Source organism: Pseudomonas sp. BN417, assembly GCF_029871205.1.
Classification (GTDB): Bacteria; Pseudomonadota; Gammaproteobacteria; order Pseudomonadales; family Pseudomonadaceae; genus Metapseudomonas.
Genome location: NZ_SSOJ01000128.1, coordinates 56,112 through 75,195 on the forward strand (window position 1 = coordinate 56,112; position 19,084 = coordinate 75,195).

Annotated in this window: 16 protein-coding genes; 6 read left to right on the forward strand and 10 right to left on the reverse strand. The window is 63.8% G+C overall.

The window, feature by feature from the left end; all coding sequences use genetic code 11:
• Nucleotides 1-50: 50 nt before the first annotated feature.
• Complete coding sequence (locus tag E8F11_RS16640; RefSeq protein WP_280289942.1) at nucleotides 51-578, reverse strand: hypothetical protein; 528 nt, start codon at nucleotides 576-578, stop codon at nucleotides 51-53.
• A 505-nt stretch (nucleotides 579-1,083) separates the two neighbouring features.
• On the opposite strand from E8F11_RS16640, the gene E8F11_RS16645 reads away from it, so the two are divergent.
• Both E8F11_RS16645 and E8F11_RS16650 read left to right on the forward strand, forming a co-directional pair.
• Nucleotides 1,084-1,977, forward strand: coding sequence for a diguanylate cyclase (locus E8F11_RS16645; RefSeq protein WP_280289943.1), 894 nt, complete (start codon nucleotides 1,084-1,086; stop codon nucleotides 1,975-1,977).
• A gap of 30 nt (nucleotides 1,978-2,007) precedes the next feature.
• Complete coding sequence (locus E8F11_RS16650; protein WP_280289944.1) at nucleotides 2,008-6,678, forward strand: CHASE domain-containing protein; 4,671 nt, start codon at nucleotides 2,008-2,010, stop codon at nucleotides 6,676-6,678.
• A 176-nt stretch (nucleotides 6,679-6,854) separates the two neighbouring features.
• Here the strand turns inward: E8F11_RS16650 and E8F11_RS16655 are convergent, their stop codons facing one another.
• The gene (locus E8F11_RS16655) at nucleotides 6,855-7,523 is read right to left on the reverse strand and encodes a TIGR04211 family SH3 domain-containing protein (RefSeq protein ID WP_280289945.1); all 669 of its coding nucleotides are present in this window, start codon (nucleotides 7,521-7,523) and stop codon (nucleotides 6,855-6,857) included.
• A gap of 417 nt (nucleotides 7,524-7,940) precedes the next feature.
• The gene (locus E8F11_RS16660) at nucleotides 7,941-8,411 is read right to left on the reverse strand and encodes a MarR family transcriptional regulator (protein WP_280289946.1); all 471 of its coding nucleotides are present in this window, start codon (nucleotides 8,409-8,411) and stop codon (nucleotides 7,941-7,943) included.
• A gap of 324 nt (nucleotides 8,412-8,735) precedes the next feature.
• Between E8F11_RS16660 and E8F11_RS16665 the strand changes: the two genes are divergently transcribed.
• On the forward strand, nucleotides 8,736-9,191 hold the full coding sequence (locus E8F11_RS16665) for an Ohr family peroxiredoxin (RefSeq protein ID WP_280289947.1): 456 nt from the start codon (nucleotides 8,736-8,738) through the stop codon (nucleotides 9,189-9,191).
• A 182-nt stretch (nucleotides 9,192-9,373) separates the two neighbouring features.
• Here the strand turns inward: E8F11_RS16665 and E8F11_RS16670 are convergent, their stop codons facing one another.
• The 5 genes from E8F11_RS16670 to E8F11_RS16690 all read right to left on the reverse strand — a co-directional run bounded on the left by E8F11_RS16670 (nucleotide 9,374) and on the right by E8F11_RS16690 (nucleotide 12,656).
• Nucleotides 9,374-9,961, reverse strand: a complete 588-nt coding sequence (locus E8F11_RS16670; RefSeq protein ID WP_280289948.1) for a flavin reductase family protein — start codon at nucleotides 9,959-9,961, stop codon at nucleotides 9,374-9,376.
• Nucleotides 9,962-10,070: 109 nt separating this feature from the next.
• Nucleotides 10,071-10,454: a nuclear transport factor 2 family protein gene (locus E8F11_RS16675; protein WP_280289950.1), complete on the reverse strand. Its 384-nt coding sequence runs from the start codon at nucleotides 10,452-10,454 to the stop codon at nucleotides 10,071-10,073.
• 133 nt (nucleotides 10,455-10,587) lie between these two features.
• Nucleotides 10,588-10,794, reverse strand: a complete 207-nt coding sequence (locus tag E8F11_RS16680) for a hypothetical protein (protein ID WP_280289951.1) — start codon at nucleotides 10,792-10,794, stop codon at nucleotides 10,588-10,590.
• 64 nt (nucleotides 10,795-10,858) lie between these two features.
• Nucleotides 10,859-12,118 (reverse strand): cation:dicarboxylase symporter family transporter, encoded by a 1,260-nt coding sequence (locus tag E8F11_RS16685; protein WP_280289952.1) that lies wholly within the window; start codon nucleotides 12,116-12,118, stop codon nucleotides 10,859-10,861.
• 112 nt (nucleotides 12,119-12,230) lie between these two features.
• A complete protein-coding gene (locus E8F11_RS16690) occupies nucleotides 12,231-12,656 on the reverse strand; it encodes a VOC family protein (protein WP_280289953.1) in 426 nt (141 codons plus the stop codon).
• 155 nt (nucleotides 12,657-12,811) lie between these two features.
• Between E8F11_RS16690 and E8F11_RS16695 the strand changes: the two genes are divergently transcribed.
• The 3 genes from E8F11_RS16695 (at nucleotide 12,812) to E8F11_RS16705 (ending at nucleotide 17,019) form a co-directional block, all read left to right on the forward strand.
• Nucleotides 12,812-13,693, forward strand: coding sequence for a LysR substrate-binding domain-containing protein (locus tag E8F11_RS16695; RefSeq protein WP_280289954.1), 882 nt, complete (start codon nucleotides 12,812-12,814; stop codon nucleotides 13,691-13,693).
• 770 nt (nucleotides 13,694-14,463) lie between these two features.
• Nucleotides 14,464-14,985 (forward strand): gluconokinase, encoded by a 522-nt coding sequence (locus E8F11_RS16700; protein WP_280289955.1) that lies wholly within the window; start codon nucleotides 14,464-14,466, stop codon nucleotides 14,983-14,985.
• Between the two features lie 93 nt (nucleotides 14,986-15,078).
• Nucleotides 15,079-17,019 (forward strand): DEAD/DEAH box helicase, encoded by a 1,941-nt coding sequence (locus tag E8F11_RS16705; RefSeq protein WP_280289956.1) that lies wholly within the window; start codon nucleotides 15,079-15,081, stop codon nucleotides 17,017-17,019.
• A gap of 187 nt (nucleotides 17,020-17,206) precedes the next feature.
• On the opposite strand, the gene dmpG is transcribed toward E8F11_RS16705, so the two are convergent.
• Both dmpG and E8F11_RS16715 read right to left on the reverse strand, forming a co-directional pair.
• Nucleotides 17,207-18,226, reverse strand: coding sequence for a 4-hydroxy-2-oxovalerate aldolase (gene dmpG, locus E8F11_RS16710; RefSeq protein ID WP_280289957.1), 1,020 nt, complete (start codon nucleotides 18,224-18,226; stop codon nucleotides 17,207-17,209).
• The coding region (locus E8F11_RS16715) for an acetaldehyde dehydrogenase (acetylating) (protein ID WP_280289958.1) at nucleotides 18,223-19,084 on the reverse strand (862 nt) is incomplete at its 5' end. The genes dmpG and E8F11_RS16715, both read right to left, overlap by 4 nt.

Consider the following 19,084-nt stretch of genomic DNA (forward strand, 5'->3'; position numbering starts at 1 on the left):
GGAACCCTCCCCGGCCACGGGCACAGGGAGGATGGACCATCGATGTCGAATCAGTTCTTCGCCTGGCTCAGCTTGGTGAACAGCTCAGTGGGGACTTTCTTACCGTTGGAGATGTACTGGTTGGTGCGGAACTTGTAGACCTCGCCCTCAGAGAGGAAGCCGTCCGCGTTGGTGTCCATCGCCTTGAATTCCGCACCACCCTTCGGGGCCACGGCCAGGAGTTCCTTGAGCGAAACGCGGCTGTCGTCATCGGTGTCGGTACGGGCGAAGGAGGCGTCGCCGCACTTGCCTTCACCGCACTTGCCTTCGGCCGCCTTGGCGCTGCTGGCTTCGGCGGCACCGCACTTGCCTTCCCCGCATTTGCCTTCGGCGTTGGTGGCCTTGTCGCTGGCCTCGGCGGCACCACACTTGCCTTCGCCACACTTGCCTTCACCCGCCTTGTCGGCAGCAGCCAGCAGGTAGCCCTGGGGCAACGCCTCCACGGCGAAGGCGGTGGATGAGGCGAGGTTGATGCCGCCGGCCAGGGCGACAGCGATCAGGCCGATACGGGTCTTGTTCGAGATATGGGAACGGGACATGGTGTTTCTCCGGATACTGGGCGCGGCCAGACCGCGCGGGTCATGCCAAAACGGCCTTGGAACCCTGGAGCGAGGCGCCTGGGCGGTCCTCGATCGGGTGTGGCCATTTCGCCGTAGCCATGTATCCACGACGTATCCGCCGCCAGGAGCATTTGTAAGCCAGTCGCCGCGCGCCGGGGCCGGATACACAGCGATACATCGAACGCGGCGCCCGTCCACGAAGCGGTTGCACCTCCAGATGGCTTGCGGGGGAGACTCGTGGAGCAGGAATGATGGACCAGCCCCTTTTTTGCTACCGTGTGAATACCGCCTCACGAGCTCTACCAAGGCATTCCGGCAGGCATTACCCTGCTGGGGGCGGGTCAGGCGACAGTGGCAAAGGGTATGAAGCCGGTCCCTACGCTCACAGAACAACAACTACAATGCGCCTGGCGATTCAGTCGAAACCGCCAGCAAACTTCGCAAAAGGGATGCCCTTATGTCTGGGCTTGACGATGGACCGAGCGTGATCCTGATCATCGACGACAGCGCCGATAGCATTCGCCTGCTGAGCAGCATGCTCAAGGATCAGGGACAGATCCTGTTCGCCACCAGCGGGGAAACGGGTATACGGCTGGCGCAACAGCAGCAGCCGACCTTGATCCTGCTGGATGTCGAGATGTCCGGCATGAACGGCTACGAGGTCTGTGCTGTGCTGAAAAACGATCCGGCCACCCAGGATTGCGCTGTCATCATCGTCACCGCCAACACCGGCATGGAGTGTGAGATCAGGGCGCTGGAGGCCGGTGCGGTGGATTTCATCACCAAGCCGTTCAATCCGCCCGTGGTGCGGGCTCGGGTTCAGACGCACCTGCGGTTGCAACGACAGACGACCCAGATGCGCCAGCTCGCCAACCGTGACGGCTTGACCGGGTTGTACAACCGCCGCTACTTCGATGAAGCTCTGTCGCTGGAGTTCGAGCGGCATCGGCGGCAGCGATTGCCCTTGGCCGTGGCGCTCATCGACGTCGACCATTTCAAGGCCTACAACGATCACTACGGCCACCCGCAGGGCGATGTCTGCCTGCAAAGCGTGGCCAAGGCCATCAACACCGTCTCCCGCCGCCCGGGTGAACTGGTGGCGCGCTACGGCGGCGAAGAGTTTGCAGTCATCCTGCCCCATACCGACGCCCTTGGTGCCGAAAAATACGGTGGGTGGCTCTGCGAGCTCGTCCGGGAGCTACGGATCGACCATCACTATTCGGCTACCGCGCCCATGGTGACCATCAGCGTCGGCATAGCCTCATTGGCGCCGCCCGTGCAGGGTTCCATGCAGCAGCTGATTGAGGCGACCGACAAGGCGCTATACCAGGCGAAGACCGATGGCCGCGACCGCGCCACGGTATACCAGTGGCCATGATCGCCATACGGATCGAAAGGGACTCACCCCATGCGGCATAGCGCGCTGCACCTGGCAACCAGCCTCAAATGGCTGTTCACCGTCCTTGTCCTGGCCGCGATTTACTACGCAGCAGCCCGGCTCGGGCTCCTGCTGGCTTTTGCCGATACCAATGCATCGCCGGTCTGGCCACCCTCGGGCATCGCCTTGACCGCTCTGCTGCTGTTTGGTTACCGCCTGCTGCCAGGGATCGCCATTGGCGCCTTTGCCGCCAACTATGCCGAGTTCGCCGCGAATCACGTCGCCCCTGGCAACACCGCGATCGTGGTCTCTTCGGCCATTGCCATCGGCAACACCCTCGAAGCGGTGCTGGGTTGTCATCTCCTGCGCGCCTGGGTGAAGTCCGGCGAACTCCTGGCCTCACCATTGGCAATCGCCAAGTTCGTGCTGATCGCCCTGCTGATGTGCATGGTCGGTGCCGGCATCGGCACCAGTAGCCTGATCCTCGGCGGCATTGCGCCAGAGGCCGCGCAGTCGGTCATCTTCACCACCTGGTGGATGGGCGATACAGCCGGCATCATCACGCTGGCGCCCCTGCTGCTGTGCTGGGCCACCCGATCCGGGCCGGCCGGGCCGACGAGGTCCCTGGTCGAAATCACACTCTCGGTCCTGGTGCTCGCACTGGCGCTTCTGGCCTTGTTCGGCGAGCAGCTCCCCAGCGATGCCGGGCATAGGGCCCTGGTGTATCTGCTCTTGCCGGCCATGGCCTGGACCGCCTATCGCTACGGACTGCGCGGGGTCACGGTGGTCCTGGTGCTGGTCACCGGTAGCGCCGTATTGAGCACGACGCAGGGTTACGGCCCCTTCGCCACCGGCACGCTGAACCAGTCCCTGCTGACCCTCGAAGTATTCATCGCCCTCGCCAGCGTCACCGGCCTGCTATTGGCCGCCGACCTCGCCGAGCGGGCACGGGCCATGCCGGGGCCATTGGCCGCAGTGCCATTTCGTCAGGTCCGCCCGCAATGGGTAGCGCTGCTGGTCAGCCTCGGCCTGACGGTAATGGCCTGGCATTTCGTGGCGTCGGGAACCCAGGCCCGGGCCGAGGAGCGGTTCAGCTTCCTGGTGAACGACATCCAGCAGCGAATCGGCGAACGCCTGAAAACCTATGAGCAGGTGCTGCGCAGCGGCCAGGGCCTGTTCCGCGCATCCAACTCGGTCACGCGCGAGGAATGGCGGCAATTCGTGATGGCCCAGGAAGTCACACAGACCTATCCCGGCATCCAGGGCATCGGATACGCCGAATACTTCATCGCAGAGCGCAAGGCAGGGGTGGAGAACAGAGTACGAAACGAAGGTTTCCCGGACTTTCGAGTCTGGCCCGTCGGCGAGCGCGCGGAATACATCCCGGTCATGTATCTCGAGCCGTTCACCGGGCGCAACCTGCGCGCGTTCGGTTTCGACATGCTCACCGAGTCGGTGCGACGCGTCGCCTTGGTCCACGCAAGGGAATCCGGCCGGGCCACCCTCTCGGGAAAGGTCCGGCTGGTGCAGGAAACCGATGACGACGTGCAGAACGGTGCCCTGCTGTATCTGCCGATCTACCGCGCGGGACTGCCGCTGGAGACGCCGGCCGAACGCAGCGCGGCCCTGCAGGGCTTCGTCTATAGCGCGTTCCGGATCAACGATTTCATGGCTGGCACGCTCGGCAGAAGGAACGTCGAGCTCGCCTTGCGGATCTACGATGGCGAGACGACCGACGAGTCTGCCCGGATGTACTCCAACGGCACGCTGTCGGCCAAGCAGCAGGCCGAGTATCCCACCCCGCTCACCCGCCAGACCACCATCCCGCTGGCCGAGCACCAATGGACACTCGAGGCCACGACGCTGCCGGCCTTCGAAGCGTCGATAGACCGCCAGAAATCGGTTGTGGTGCTGATTGGCGGCTCGCTCATCAGCCTGCTGCTTTTCTTCGTGGTGCGGAACCTGACCACATTGCGAGAAGACGCCAAGGCTCTCGCCGAGCAGTTGACCGTCGCGTTCACCGAATCCGAGATCCGCTTTGGCACCCTGGTCGATGCGGCGAGCGAGTTCGCGATCATCGCGACCGATGTCAGTGGGACCATCAAGATCTTCAACACCGGGGCGGAGCGAATGCTCGGCTATCGCGACGCCGACCTCGTCGATCGCCAGAGTCTGTCCGTGCTGCATATTCGCGAGGAGGTGGACGCTCGCGCCGCCGAGTTGAGCCAGCAGCTGGATGCTCCAGTAAATGGCTTCGACGCGCTGGTCGCCATCGCCCGTCGAAGTCGTGCCGAAACACGCGAATGGACCTACGTGCGCCAGGATGGTTCGCGGCTTCCGGTGCAGCTCACGGTCACCGCCGTACGGAACTCTGCCGAGGAGATCGTCGGCTTTCTCGGCATCGCCAAGGACATCAGCCAGGAGAAGGAAGCAGCACAGCAACTGCGCAATGCCATGGAACGCGCGGAAGTGGCCAGCCGTGCGAAAAGCGAATTCGTCGCCAGCATGAGCCACGAGATCCGCACCCCGATGAACGCCGTGCTGGGCATCACCCAGCTGCTATCGAGCACGGTCCTCTCCACCGACCAGCGCAAGTACCTGCAGATGCTCCGGGGTGCAGGCGAATCCCTGCTGGTGATTCTCAATGACGTACTGGACTTTTCCAAGCTGGAAGCCGGGCATCTGGCGATCTCGCCAGCGCCGTTCCGGCTGGACGATGTGCTCAGTGCGCTGGCCACGGTGATGTCCGTCAACGCCGCGCACAAGGACCTGGAGTTGGTGATCGGGGTCGAGCCCGGTGTGCCGCTCGCCTTCATCGGTGACGCGCAGCGCTTGCAGCAGGTGCTGGTCAACCTGGTCGGCAATGCCATCAAGTTCACTGAAAACGGGGAGGTCGCTCTAGTGGTGCAGCGGGTGGGCTGCGAGGGCGAGACCGTCCAACTGTGCTTCCGCGTTCGCGATACCGGCATCGGCATAACCGCCGAGCAGCAGGCGCGCCTGTTCGCGCCCTTTACCCAGGCTGACAGCTCCATCGCCCGCCGCTTTGGTGGCACGGGCCTGGGGCTGGCGATTTCGAAGCGGCTGGTATCCCTCATGGGCGGAACCATCAGCCTCGCAAGCAAGGTTGGCAGCGGCAGCGAGTTCCAGGTGGTGCTCCCGTTCGCGCTGCAGACTGGCCTGGCCAGCGACATCACCACCCGGTCGCGAAACGCCCTCGGCGATCTGCGTATCCTGGTCATCGACGACAACCCGACCAGTCGCGACTACCTGGGCAAGGCGATCGCCGCCTGGCACTGGCAGGCCGATGGCGTGGCCTCAGGCAAGGAAGCGCTGGAGCGGGTACGTGCACTGGCCCAGCGCGGCGAATTCTTCGATGTGGTCATTGCCGATTGGCAGATGCCCGAAATGGACGGCTTGTGCACGCTGCAGGCGATTCGGGCGCAACTCCCGGGCCGAGCCATCGCCACTGTCATCATGGTCAGTGCCTATGATCACAGCACGCTCATGCAGGCCCCCGAGGCGGCAGAAATGGATGCCGTACTGGTCAAGCCCGTGACCAGCTCCAACCTGTTCGACACCCTGCACGAGGCGCAGGCCGCACGCGCCAAACTGAAGCCGTCCAGCCGTGACGAAATCGTGACTCCCGCATCAGGCAAACCATTGCAAGGCGTCCATCTGCTGCTGGTGGAAGACAACGCCCTGAACCAGTTCGTCGCCAAGGGCATACTGGAACACGCCGGCGCAAGCGTGGAAGTCAGCGAGAATGGCCAGCAGGCCTTCGACAGGTTGAGCGCCGATCCGGCGCGTTACCAACTGGTGCTCATGGATGTGCACATGCCGGTGATGGATGGCATATCCGCCACCCGGGCCATCCGCAGTGAACTGCAACTGGCGCTGCCGGTGCTGGCCATTTCCGCGGGAGTATTGAGCTACGAACGTGAGCAGTGCCTATCGGCCGGGATGGACGGCTTCATCGCCAAACCCATCGATGCCGATCAGATGCTGGCCACCATCCGCCAGCACCTGCCTGCCGCCCTCCCCGCCCCTGCTGCGCCAGCATCGTCCAAGGTGCAAACGGCCTCGACACCGGTGATCGACGACCTTGCAGTCTTTGACGTCGGCCCGTTACTCAGCGCCGGCAATGACGACCAGAACTACGTCGACACCCTCATTGCCTTGATCAGGAAGATCGTGAGCAACGGCATCGGCCCGATCGCCGATGCGCAACTCGCCTGGCAAGAAGGTCGGCTTCGCGATGCGGCCAGGTCGTTTCACACCTTGCGTGGGTCCTTGGGTTATTTCGGTGCACAGCGTTTCGCCGCCACGGCCCTGCAGATCGAACAGGCCATCCACGACAACGACCATGCACGCGTCGAGGCGTTGCTCCCTCTGGTCGAAGAGGATCTGCAAGCCACACTGGCTGCCGCAGAACGATGGCTCGCACGGGAAGGAAGGTCGGCAACCAGCACACCTGCCCCGACGGATATCGAACCCGCCGAGCTGGAAGAGCTTTGCACCCTGCTGCAGCAACAGAATCTGGATGCCTGCCAACACTACGACCGCATGCGAGCCGCCCTGCTCGCCGAATTGGGCAGCGATAAGTTGATCGCGCTGGACGTGGCCATGGATCGACTGGACTTCCACGCGGCACTGGCGCTCATTCAGACTATCCTGAAAACGGACGCGAATCCGTTGACCTGACCCAGCCGCTCAGGGGCAGCTGCGCTGCCCTTCGCGAATGAATTCGCCCCCACGAAGAGCAAAGGCCCGGGCCGAGCCATCTTCCACGGGAGTGGCCCCGATCATTGTGGGGGCGATTTCAATCGCTTAGCGGACCGCAGGTTCGCCCTGCGGCCTCTCCGGGGGCAGGTGCGCCGTCAGACCCACTGGTCGTTGCGCTTGCGCCGCACCCGCAGCATGGTCGGCAGGATCAACCCGGCGAGCAGCCCTGCACCGGCGATGCTGCCGCCGTAGACCATGTAGCGCATAAGCACCTGCTGGTTCTCCTCGCCCAACTGCGCCTGCACGTCGCGCAACTCGGCACGGGCCTCGTTCAGCTCGCTGTCCAGCGCCGTGCGTGCCGCCTGCAGTTCGTCGATCAGCTTCTTGCGCGAATCGAGCGTCTCCTGCATGCCCTGCACGCGAGTCTTCCAGGTTTCATCGATGCCTTCCAGCTCAGCGCTGAGCTCGGCCACCTTCTGCTCCATCTGCGGCAGGCGCTCGGCCTGGCCGGGCACCTCCTGCAGGTCGCGGCTGGGAATCCACACGGTGTTGCCGCTCTCGCCACGCACCTGGCTGTAATCCCCCTGGGTGCTCAGCAGCTCGACCTTCTGCCCGGAGCTGAGCGTACCGACGATGCGATAGCCATCGGTCGGGCCGCTACGCACATAAGTAGCCAGGCTATCGCTCACCCAGCGCGCATTGCCGGCGGCCTCCTCGGCCTGCACCGGGGCACCGATCGTCAGCAGGCCGCCTAGCAGGCAGGCACCGAGGGCGCGGGTCTGGAGCGGGGAAACACAGGCGGAGAAATGACGGAATAGGGACATGGGCAATCTTCACGTGGCGATAGGACAAAACCCGCATTCGGGCGCGATAAAAGCCGGCCAGGCAAATGGTTGTAGAGAGGAACGCGGTCAGGGGACTGAAGGACAGCGAACGCCCAGATGGCGAAAGGCCGTGCAATCCACCCGGTGGGCCGACAGCAGACAGACAGCAGGTAGCCGGCTTGAGTTCACTTGGGGAATGCTGGCGGGACCGGTGGTGTGCAAGCGCCAATGGCTGCAGATGGCCACACGTTCATGCATCCAGCCGAGAGATTGCTCCGGCAGGGGTCCGTCGCAGGCTGTGCCATGCCCACCGCTTGCCCAGGATCAGCCCTTGCGCCATGCCCATCCGCTGGTGCGCACGGCGCCCCCTAGCCGGCCGGCTCCACGCCCCAGGGACGTGGCGTTCTACGTGCGGGCCTAGCTGCGCGCAGCCTTGATGAGGTTGTCGCGCAGCGCGACGACCTCTTTCTGCAACTTCACGAACTCCTCCGATGTGAGGCCGCAAGCCCCTTTCAGGCTGATGCTCATAGCCCTTTCGCGCAGCTGCCTCCCGCTTTCCGTCAAGCTGACCCGGACCTGGCGCTCGTTGGCCTTGTCGCGCGCGCGCTCCAGGTAGCCCACCGCTTCGAGCTTCTTGAGGATTGGTGTGAGCGTATTCGATTCGAGAAAGAGCTTTTCGCCGAGGCCGCCGACTGTCTGATCGTCCTCTTCCCACAGTGCGACGATCGTGACGTATTGGGTGTAGGTGAGACCGAGCTCCTCGAGGACCGGCCTGTAGACCTTGCCGAACGCAAGATTCGCCGAATAGACCGCAAAGCACAGGAAGTCGGCCAGTTTCAGGTCCGCGGAATCGGTCCGCTCATTCGATTTCGCCTGTGTACCTTTCATCGGTTTTCCTCTGGTCAGGGTCGGACCTGTGTCCGTCGAGAAGCCAAGCATACATCGCATGCGACTTACTCGGTACCGCTTTGAATTTCGAGAGAAGCGCCACAGGCCGCGGTTCCCGTGCCATTCGCTGCCATCCAGGCCGTCGCCAGAAGCGCGACACGGGGCCCGCCCGCGTTGAAAAATACGCCGAAGAATATCCCTTGACATCGATTGGCTTGTACGCAAACATTCATCCATCGCATGCGATTTGATCGCATACGAGAACAACTGACACCCTACGCCCCCCGGCGACTTTTGAACACACGAAACACTGAGGAACCTCCCATGACCAAGATCGAAAAAGTACTGTTCACCGGCAAGACTCACACCTCCGTAAGCCACCGTGACGGCGCCGGGCGTGGTGACCACGGCCGCCTCGATATCAAGCTGTCTTCGCCCGGTAGCGCCGGCACCCATTCGGAGCAGCTGTTCGCGGCGGTGGCGCCGCATCCGACGGCGGAGCAACTGTTCGCTGGCGCATGGTCGGCCTGCTTCACCGCTGCAGTCGGGCTCGTGGCCAATCAGAGGAAGGTAGTGCTACCGGCCGAGTTGGCCATCGAAATCGAGGTGGATCTGGGTCAGACCGCTGGCGCCTACTTCCTCCAGGCGCGGATCAACGTCAGCGCGCCGGGCGTGGAGCGTGAAGTCGCCGAGGCGCTTGCGAACGAAGCGCACGAAATCTGCCCCTACTCCAAAGCCACCAGAGGCAATATCGACGTGAGCCTGAGCGTCACCGTCTGATGCGCCGCGCGGCTGATTCGACTTCCCCCGTGCTCGTCGAACCGGCCGCCGGACCTATCACCAGCCCGCCCCTCTCATCGATATGAGAGGGGCGTTTTCGCGCGATACCGCGCAAACTCCGTCCGCAGTTGCCAGGATCGAAGCGCTTTGAATAGCGGGCGATACCTGAGCACCCTGGCTGGTCAGCCTTTCTCGTCGGACGGGACGATCAGGGCGTCGCCAATGGCGTAGAAATGTCCACCTGCGATGTAGTGCAGGCTCCGCCATTCGGGGCCTGCATGCTCGAAATCCCAGTGGCCGTCGTGGAATACGCGGGTATCGGACCAGGCGCCAACGACCTCGCCGATGAACAGGTCATAGGTCTGCTGGTTGTGCGTCTCAGGGATCAGCCTGCAGGCTAGCCAGGCCGCGCATCCGGCTACGAACGGAAGGTCGTACCCCTCCATGCGGAACAGCTCCACACCCGCGCGCTCCAGCTTGGCCGGGTCTTCGAGCAGAGTCCGGGTACCCACCTCGTGCGTCAGTTGCAGCTGCGCCGCCGTGGGCACCTGGATCACGAAGGTGCCGCTCTGCTCGACGAGTTGGCGGGTCTTGGCAACCTTGTCCAGCACCACTGTCAGTTTCGGTGGCGAGAAGTCCAGGGCGCAGGACCAGGCCGCGGCCATGACGTTTTCCACGCCATCATGGCCAGCCGACACCAACACGGTCGGACCGTGATTGAGCAGCCGGTAAGCCTTGGCGAGATCCACTGGAGCGATAGGGTCATTCATGCTGAAACCTCGATGTTACGGGCGATGCTGCGCGGCCACGAAGGGCCGCGCGACGGTCTCACGCTTCGCCACCTGAACGTCCAACGGCAAAGGTGCTCCGCTTCGGGGATCAGGCGTTCGCGTGTGTATGGTAGATCTTGCTGACGATGGTCCACTTGCCCTCGACCTTCAGCAGGTTGAAGAAGTCGGTGAAGCGCAAGCCGGAGATATTGTCGGTATCCACGCGCGCACTGGCAGCAGTGCCGACTATGTCGATTCGGACGATGGCGGCCTTGGCTTCCGGCGAGGGCTTGAACGAGGTGTCGATGATGTCGTAGAGGCCCTGGATCGGGCCACCGACCAGTTGGTCGTTGTCATCGACGCCGAACATAGTGGCCTTCTCGTTGAAGGCGGGCTGCATGAGGGCGCTGTTGGCCTTCACGCCGCCTTCGCAGTACTTGTTCAGCACTTCGACGATGGCGTTGTATTCCTGGACATGGGTGGGATTGCTCATTGCATGGCTCCTGATAGCGATCTTCTCCCGCGCTATCGCACGGGAACGAGATGGAGGTCTGCCGGTCAGGCTTCGCCCTCGATGGCTGCCGGAGCCCAAGGGCTCGACTGCCGGATTGTTTTCTGGTGGCCGCTCAGCTCCACCGCACGCGATCCAGGTTGCGCTTGAGATGGTCGACAACCACCCTTGGCGCTGGACTACTGGCAATCGAATACATCAGGTGGCGCTTGCTCCTGGGCAGCTGCTTCGCGCACCGTGCCGCTGTGTTCCTGATTGCCGTGTCGGTTTCGTGGATTTCGAACGACAGCAACAGGGCTAGAACCGCATCATTGAGCGTCATCTTCACCTCCCCCGGAACGCCGGGAGTCATCAGCCGCCTCGGCTGATGACTCACCTGTACCTGTTTACAGGTGCCGAGCCGCCGGATTGGCTTGGGAGTCCTCGGCAGTCGCTTGCTCCCAGCGTGCGATCACCAATGGGGCTACCGCATTACCCAGGACGTTCAACGTCGTGGTTCCGCTGTCGATGACCCGGAAGATGCCGGCGATCAGCGCGACGCCTTCCAGCGGCAGTCCGGCCGAGGCCAGCGTGGCGGAGAGGATGATGATGGCGAAGCCCGGAACGCCCGCCGCGCCTTTGGAGGTCAGGACCATGGTCACGACAAGCAGGATCTGCTGGGTGATCGACAGGTCGATTCCGTAGAGCTGGGCGATGAAGATGGTGGCCACGCCCAGGAAAATCGAGGCGCCATCCAGGTTGAACGCGTATCCCACGGGAACCACGAAGCTGACGATCCGCCGCGGTACGCCATAGTTCTCCAGCTTGTTCATCAGCTGAGGCATCACCGCTGCCGAAGCCGCACTGGAGAAGGCCAGGATCAGCTCGTCCTTGAAATACCTGACCAGCTTGAACAGGTTCTCGCCCAGCAGGTAGCAGATGCCGCCAAGCACGACTACCGCGAAGACGATGAGCGACAGGTAGACGACGCCGATCAGTTTGAGCAGTGGCAGCAACGAGGCGAAACCGAAGGTGGACACTGTGGAACCGATCATGCCGAAGACGCCGATCGGCGCGTATGCCATGACGAACGCCACAACTTTGAACATGGCATCCGAAGCCCCCTGCAGGACGGCCACGACCGGCACGCTTTTCTCACGCGGCAGGCAATTGAGCGCCATGCCGAAGAGGACGGCGAAGAACAGAACGGAGAGCAGCTTACCTTCGGACAGCGAAACGAAGATGTTGTCCGGCACTATGTTCTGCAGGATGACCAGCGCCCCTTTGGACGGCTCCATATTCACTGCGGCACCGGCATGCGACATCCCGGCGATATCGTTGCCGGCGCCGGGCTCGAACAGGTTCGCCAGCACCAGGCCCAGGATGATGGCCAAGGTGGTGATCGCGAAGAAGTAGCCGATGGACTTCGCCCCCATGCGCCCGAAGGACTTGTTGTCGCCGCCTCCGGCGATGCCCAGCACCATGCAGCAGAACACGATGGGGACAACGACCATCTTCATCATCTTGATGAAGATGTCACCCAGGGGCTTGAGGATTTCCGCACTGACCCACTGCTGATAGTCCGGATGGGTATTGAAATACCAGCCGACGAGGATGCCGAGGGCGAGCCCGGCAACTATTTGCCAAACCAGGGGGATCTTTTTCATGTCTAGCCTTTTTGTTGGATTAGCGATGCTGCATATGCAAGGCAGTTGCTAGATTCATGAGCTTGCAGCTCACAAGGCGGGAAACGGCACGACCTGGTCGTGCCGTTACTTCTTATTTGGCGAAGAGCTGGCCGATATCCTTGAAGGCCTTGAATTCCAGGGCATTGCCGCAAGGGTCGAAGAGGAACATGGTCGCCTGCTCGCCAACCTGGCCCTTGAAGCGGATGTAGGGTTCGATCACGAACCTGGTGTCGAACGACCTCAGGCGCTCGGCGAGTGCCTCCCACTGGTCCCACTCCAGGACCACGCCGAAGTGCGGCACCGGTACGTCATGGCCATCCACCGGGTTGCTATGGACGCTCTCCTGCGAGGACGTCTTCGGATGCTCATGGATAACCAGTTGGTGGCCGAAGAAATTGAAGTCGACCCACTGAGTGCTGGAACGGCCCTCCTCCAGGCCGAACACGGTGCCGTAGAAGGCGCGAGCAGCCGGAAGGTCGTAGACGGGAATCGCGAGGTGGAAGGGAGAAAGGCTCATCGGAGGCTCCAGGTTGGTGGATTCTTATGGTCTCGGGTACCGGGCAGCGGATTGCTGGCGCCGGCGGTTGTGAGCGTTGATGGCCAGATCGTAGGGCTCGCATAAAAACAAAAAAATCAATATATTTTTCTTAGAAATACAAAGGATATTTATGAATGATCCGTGAACTGAAGACGCTTATCGCCGTCGCGCGGGAAGGCACCTTTGCCGCTGCGGGGAACAGGATCGGCCTGACGCAGGCGGCCGTGAGCGCCCAGATGCAGCGGCTCGAAGCCGAGCTCGGCTTCGCGCTGTTCGACCGCAAGGGGCGCTCGGCGCACCTGAACAAGATGGGCCAGCAGATACTCCTGCAGGCACAGGAGCTGATCCGGCTTTACAACAACCTGGGCTCCACGACGCCCGGCCTGCCGGCAACGGTCCTGGTGAACATCGGCGCAATCGCCTCGGTGCAACGCTCGCTGCTGCCGGATGCACTGGCCAGGTTTCACCGGCAATGCCCGGAGTGCCGCACCCGGATCATTCCCGGGTTATCGATGGAGCTGGTCAATCAGGTCGACGCTGGCGAGATCGACATGGCGGCCATCATCCGCCCGCCTTTCTCGCTTCAGAGCGACTTGCGCTGGACGACGCTGGCCCGCGAGCCATATCGCCTGATCGTGCCGCGGGATATTCCAGGGGATGATTGGGCAGAACTGCTGTCCAGCCAGCCATTCATCCGCTACGACCGCTCGTCGTTCGGCGGCCGGCAGGTCGATCGCTTCCTGCGGCAGATGCACTTCACCCTGCGTGAAGTGAGCGAGCTCGATGAACTGGATGCAATCGTCAAGCTGGTTGCCAACGGCGTGGGCGCAGCCCTGGTGCCGCAGACCGCGGCCCACCGCCGCTGGCCTGCTGCGGTGCGTGCCGTGGATCTGGGACAACACACCTTCCACCGTGATATCGGGCTGGTGCATCGGGCGAAGCAGAACCTGAGCGAGCCGGTGAGGATACTGGCCCAGCTCATTGGCCAGCTGGCGCAGAAGCAGCCTGCGCAGTAGGCGAATTCTGGGGCAGTTGCAACAGCCCGGAACTCTTGTAGGGGCCAGCTTGCTGGCGAAAGGGCTAGTTTCGCGAGCAAGCTCGCTCCTACGGGGTTCAGGTTCGCCGGTCGACACCCGGCTACAGCTAACGCGGACATACCGGGGAAGTTGCGCCGTTGTCGCGATGGTCAAGCGCAGCGGCGCCCGACGGGGTGGCTGAACAGACAGGCCCACGGACCCGACGCCCCTCAGTTTCAGTAGTGAGCAAAATCGCTTCGCCGGTTGTCTCAGGATGCGCCGGGCCGCCTGCTGTTCTGGACGCAGGTTGGCGCGCCCGCTGAATCCTGGCGTCCCGAAACGAGGTTGTGCAATGAAGGTAGGTCCGCTACTGGGCATGTTCTTGGCTATCGCAGGCGTTGTCGGCACCACGGGAAGCGCCTTGGCCGACCATCGGCGGGACCGGGGCGACCGGGACTGGGTGGACGAGTACCGGGATGGCCCTTGCCGGGTCAGGGAAGTCTCCGACGATGGTGACTACCAGAAAGTGATCAGGTGTCCCGACGGGCGCGGCAAGACCTGGCGCCGTGGCCGTTGGGAACGCGATTTCCGCGATGGCCCCTGCCGGGTGCGGATCGAAGCCTCACGGGAGGTATACCGCAAGGAAGTGACATGCCGCGGGCGAGACTACGATTGAGGCGGCCGGGCCAAAACTCGTCAATCGAACACGGCGAACCACTCGCCCGCCTCCATGGCCTACCCTTTAACTGCGGGCGAATGGAGGTAGGGCCATGTACCAACCGATCAACGCGGTGGTGATCATGGGCGTTGCCGGATGCGGCAAGTCGGCCGTTGGGCGGGCTTTGGAGCTGCGCTGCGGAGCGCGGCTGATCGAGGGCGATGCCTTTCATTCCGACCGCAACATCAAGAAGATGAGCGCCGGCGAGCCCCTGACCGACAAGGACCGCGCCGGCTGGCTGCGCGCCCTGGAAAAGCAGCTGCGCCAGGCCTACGCCGCCGGTGAGCATTCAATACTCACCTGCTCGGCCCTCAAGCGCAGCTACCGCGAGGGCCTGCGCCAGGCCATGCCAGGGCTGGGGTTCGCCTACCTCCAGCTGTCTCCCGAGGCCGCTGCCGAGCGTATGGCCAGGCGCCGCGGGCACTTCATGCCAGCCAGCCTGCTGGACAGCCAGTTCGCCGATCTCGAGCCGCCCCTGGACGAACCGCTGACATTGGTGGTCGACGCCACCCAATCGGTGGACAGCCTGGCCAGGACCATCCATCAGTGGTGGCAGCAGCACGCGCCGGCCTGACTTCCCGGCCCCTGGCATCAAACCGGCATCATCCTGTCTTCATGCAAAAGCGCTTATGATTCAGCGCTTTGCCGTGGGTACAGGGACCAACCAATGCTGTCTTCCATGAAACGCTACAAGTCGCTGCTGTCCGGGGCCTTGGCGCGTTACTTCCCTCGAACCACCGAGTACCTGCGCGCCGAGAGCGAAGCGGCTGCGCAACTGAAGAAGCCCAAGCCTCGGGCGAAGAAGGCCGCCACCGGCAAGGCCAGGACGAGCAGTGCGAAGAAATCCGCCGGCGAGGGACCCGCCAAGCCCCGCAAGCCTGCCGTAGAGGGTATCTACAGCGGCGCGCAGATGCGCGTCGATGACGCGCAGGTCGAGGCCATGCGCGAACGCGTCGGCCAGGCCGTCGCCGCCGGGGTGGTCAGCCCGCCGTCCGACGAGCAGTGGGCGATGATCCTCAGCCGCGCCCCGCTCACCCGCATCTTCGCCGGCGCCGGCTCCGGCAAGTCCACCACCCTGGTCCTGCGGGTGGTGTTCATGCTCTGCCACATGGGCACGGCGCCGGAGCGGCTTACGGTCATTTCCTTCACCAATGCGTCCTGCGCCCAGCTGCGTGAGCAGTTGCTGAAGGTCCTGGCGTTCTGGCAGTTCCCCTTCGACGCCGCCCAGGCACGCCAGTGCGTGCGCACCTTCCATTCGGCCATGGGCACCCTGGCCAAGGAAGTGCTGAACAACCCGCGCTGGTTCGAGCAGCTGGACGATGCCGGCGCCGGCGAACTGGACAACCCACTGCTCGCCGGCCGCCTGCGCCCGGCCCAGCAACGCCTGCTGCAACAGGCCTACCAGGCCTGCTACGCCGCCGAGGCGGATTTTCGCGAGAAGGTGCACAGGCTGCTGGACCTGCCTGCCCTCCCCGAACCCGCCGAAGGCAAGCCGGCCCGGATACCCAAGGCACCGCAGGATGGGTTCAAGCTGGCTGGCGAGTTCACCCCGGTGCCGCTGTTCGAGGCCTTCCACATGCAGGCCGGCTTCATGGAGAGCATCGGTATCCGCCTCGACCGGCTGCAGGCCCGCGAACTGAACTGCTCGGCGCGGGAGCGCACCTTCGTCGAGGCCCTGGTGCAGTTCTGGAAGCACTTCGAAGCGCTGCTCCAGCAACAGGGGCTGATGACCTTCAACGCCGCCTTCCAGCGCCTCGGCCAGATCCTGCCCAACGGCGATGGCGTACCCGCCCAGGCCCTGGCGCCCTTCAACCACCTGCTGATCGATGAGTTCCAGGACGTCTCGCCGCAGATCGTCCAGTGGCTGCAGGCCCTGCACCGTGGCCTGGCGCGCAAGGGCGAAGCGGTCAGCCTGATGGCCATCGGCGACGACTGGCAGTCCATCTATGGCTGGCGCGGCAGCTCGCCGGAGCTGTTCATGGACTTCGACAAGCATTTCCCCAGCAAGGGCAAGACGAAGAAAAGTGCAGTGCTGATGCTGGAAACCAATTACCGCTCCATCGAGCCGGTGCTGCGCGACGGCGAGGCGGTACTGGCCGGGGTCGCCTTCAAGCAGGCCAAGACCAGCAAGGCGTTCAAGGCCATGCAGCCAGGCGACCACGGGGTGAAGCTGGTCAACCGCTTCGACCTGAAGACGCGCCTTCCGGAACTGACCAAGGAAATCCAGGCCCAGTGCGAGCACGTTGCCGCGCGGCCCAACGCCGACCGCAACGCAGTGCTGCTGCTCAGCCGCCGCAACGAGCCGCTGCGGCAGATCCAGGCGCAACTGGACCCGAAGCTGCCAGTGCGCGCCTACAGCATCCACCGCGCCAAGGGCTTGCAGGCGGAAGTGGCGGTCATAGTCGACGACTGCACGCCGCCGGAGAAACACCCGCTGCGCAACGCGCTCTACGCCCACTCCGGCTTCTTCCGCAACAGCTACGACCAGGCCATGCAGGACGAAAGCCTGCGCCTGGCCTACGTGGCCATCACCCGCGGCGTCAGCCGGGTGATCTGGTACACCAGCAAGGTGCAGGGCGCGACCCAGGTGTTTGCAAGCCGGGCGTAGGGCGAAAGGCTTCCTGTAGGGGCGATTTCAATCGCCAAGCAGACCGCAGGTCTGCCCTGATAGCTTGAAAGGGGCCGCTGCGCTGCCCTTGGCGAATGAATTCGCCCCCACAATCTGGTGCGCACGGCGCACCCTACGGGCGAATGGCTCAACCCTAGGGTGCGCTGTGCGCACCGACTGCAATCGATCAGGCGCGCCGCGCGGCCAGCAGGTCCAGGGCGACGTCGACGATCATGTCTTCCTGGCCGCCGACCATCCGCCGCTCGCCCAGCTCGACCAGGATGTCGAGGGTCTTCAGCCCGTACTTGGCCGCCGCCACCTCGGCGTGGCGCAGGAAGCTGGAATACACGCCGGCATAGCCGAGGCCGAGGGTCTCGCGGTCGACCCGCACCGGGCGGTCCTGCAGCGGCCGCACCAGGTCGTCGGCGGCGTCCATCAGCCGGTAGAGGTCGGTGCCGTGATTCCAACCCAACCGTTCAGCGGCGGCGATAAACACCTCCAGCGGCGCATTCCCCGCGCCGGCGCCCATGCCGGCCAGGCTGGCATCGATGCGGTCGCAGCCTTCTTCCACGGCGACAATGGAGTTGGCCACGCCGAGGCTGAGGTTGTCGTGGGCGTGCATGCCGGTCTGGGTCTCGGGCTTGAGGGTCGCCTTAAAGGCGCGCATGCGCTCGCGGATGTCCTGCATGTTCATGGCGCCACCGGAGTCGGCCATGTAGATGCACTGGGCGCCGTAGCTTTCCATCAGCTTGCCTTGGCGGGCCAGTTCCTCGGCCGGGAGCATATGGCTCATCATCAGGAAGCCGACGGTGTCCATGCCCAGCGAACGGGCGTATTCGATGTGCTGCTTCGCCACATCCGCCTCGCTGCAGTGGGTCGCCACCCGCACGCTGCGAGCGCCGGCCTCATAGGCCGCCTTGAGGTCATGCACCGTGCCGATGCCCGGCAGCAGCAGCACGGTGAGGCGGGCGTGCTCGATGACCTCCGCCGCCGCTTCGATCCACTCCAGATCGGTATGCGCGCCAAAGCCGTAGTTGAAGCTGGAACCCTGCAGGCCGTCGCCGTGGGTGACTTCGATGGCATCGACCCTGGCCTGATCGAGGGCGCGGGCGATGGCCTGTACCTGCTCGATCGAATACTGGTGGCGGATCGCGTGGCTGCCGTCGCGCAGGGTCACGTCGGAGATATAGAGTTTCTTGCCGTTCATGCCTGGTCTCCTCGGGCATTGCGCAGCGACTGGGCCATGCGCTCGGCGGTGGCCAGCGCGGCGGAGGTCATGATGTCGAGGTTGCCGGCATAGCTCGGCAGGTAGTGGGCGGCGCCTTCCACTTCGAGGAACACCGAAGTCTTCAGTCCCGAGAAGCGGCCGTGGCCGGGGATGTGCAGCGGTGCGGACTCGGGGATCACATCGAACTGCACCCGCTGCTTCAGGCGATAGCCGGGGACATAGGCCTGCACGGCGGCGGCCATCTCTTCGATGCTCGCCTCCACCTGGGCCTGGTCGGCGGCCTCGCTGAGGACGAACACGGTGTCGCGCATCATCAGCGGCGGCTCGGCCGGGTTCATGATGATGATCGCCTTGCCCTTGGCCGCGCCGCCGATCACTTCGATCGCCTTCGAGGTGGTCTCGGTGAACTCATCGATATTGGCGCGGGTGCCGGGACCGGCGGACTTGCTGGCGATGGAGGCGATGATCTCGGCGTAGTGCACCTTGGCCACCCGCGACACGGCGGCAACCATCGGGATGGTGGCCTGGCCACCGCAGGTGACCATGTTCACGTTGGTCGCGGCCAGGTGCTGCTCCAGGTTGACCACCGGCACGCAATACGGACCGATTGCGGCCGGGGTCAGGTCGATCACACGAAGACCGGGCTTGTGGCCCCGCAGCAAGGCGTCATTCTTCACGTGCGCCGACGCACTGGTGGCATCGAAGACGAAGTCGATCTCGTCGAAGATCGGCAGGCGGGTCAGGCCCTCCACGCCTTCATGGGTAGTGGCCACGCCCAGTCGTGCTGCGCGGGCCAGACCGTCGGACGCCGGGTCGATGCCGACCATGGCGCCCATT

Excerpts from the sequence above, each read along its gene's own strand:
- E8F11_RS16640 (WP_280289942.1), bottom strand. The coding sequence starts at position 578 with ATGTCCCGTTCCCATATCTCGAACAAGACCCGTATCGGCCTGATCGCT.
- E8F11_RS16650 (WP_280289944.1), top strand. The coding sequence starts at position 2,008 with ATGCGGCATAGCGCGCTGCACCTGGCAACCAGCCTCAAATGGCTGTTC.
- E8F11_RS16655 (WP_280289945.1), bottom strand. The coding sequence starts at position 7,523 with ATGTCCCTATTCCGTCATTTCTCCGCCTGTGTTTCCCCGCTCCAGACC.
- E8F11_RS16660 (WP_280289946.1), bottom strand. The coding sequence starts at position 8,411 with ATGAAAGGTACACAGGCGAAATCGAATGAGCGGACCGATTCCGCGGAC.
- E8F11_RS16665 (WP_280289947.1), top strand. The coding sequence starts at position 8,736 with ATGACCAAGATCGAAAAAGTACTGTTCACCGGCAAGACTCACACCTCC.
- E8F11_RS16670 (WP_280289948.1), bottom strand. The coding sequence starts at position 9,961 with ATGAATGACCCTATCGCTCCAGTGGATCTCGCCAAGGCTTACCGGCTG.
- E8F11_RS16675 (WP_280289950.1), bottom strand. The coding sequence starts at position 10,454 with ATGAGCAATCCCACCCATGTCCAGGAATACAACGCCATCGTCGAAGTG.
- E8F11_RS16680 (WP_280289951.1), bottom strand. The coding sequence starts at position 10,794 with ATGACGCTCAATGATGCGGTTCTAGCCCTGTTGCTGTCGTTCGAAATC.
- E8F11_RS16685 (WP_280289952.1), bottom strand. The coding sequence starts at position 12,118 with ATGAAAAAGATCCCCCTGGTTTGGCAAATAGTTGCCGGGCTCGCCCTC.
- E8F11_RS16690 (WP_280289953.1), bottom strand. The coding sequence starts at position 12,656 with ATGAGCCTTTCTCCCTTCCACCTCGCGATTCCCGTCTACGACCTTCCG.
- E8F11_RS16695 (WP_280289954.1), top strand. The coding sequence starts at position 12,812 with ATGATCCGTGAACTGAAGACGCTTATCGCCGTCGCGCGGGAAGGCACC.
- E8F11_RS16700 (WP_280289955.1), top strand. The coding sequence starts at position 14,464 with ATGTACCAACCGATCAACGCGGTGGTGATCATGGGCGTTGCCGGATGC.
- E8F11_RS16705 (WP_280289956.1), top strand. The coding sequence starts at position 15,079 with ATGCTGTCTTCCATGAAACGCTACAAGTCGCTGCTGTCCGGGGCCTTG.
- dmpG (WP_280289957.1), bottom strand. The coding sequence starts at position 18,226 with ATGAACGGCAAGAAACTCTATATCTCCGACGTGACCCTGCGCGACGGC.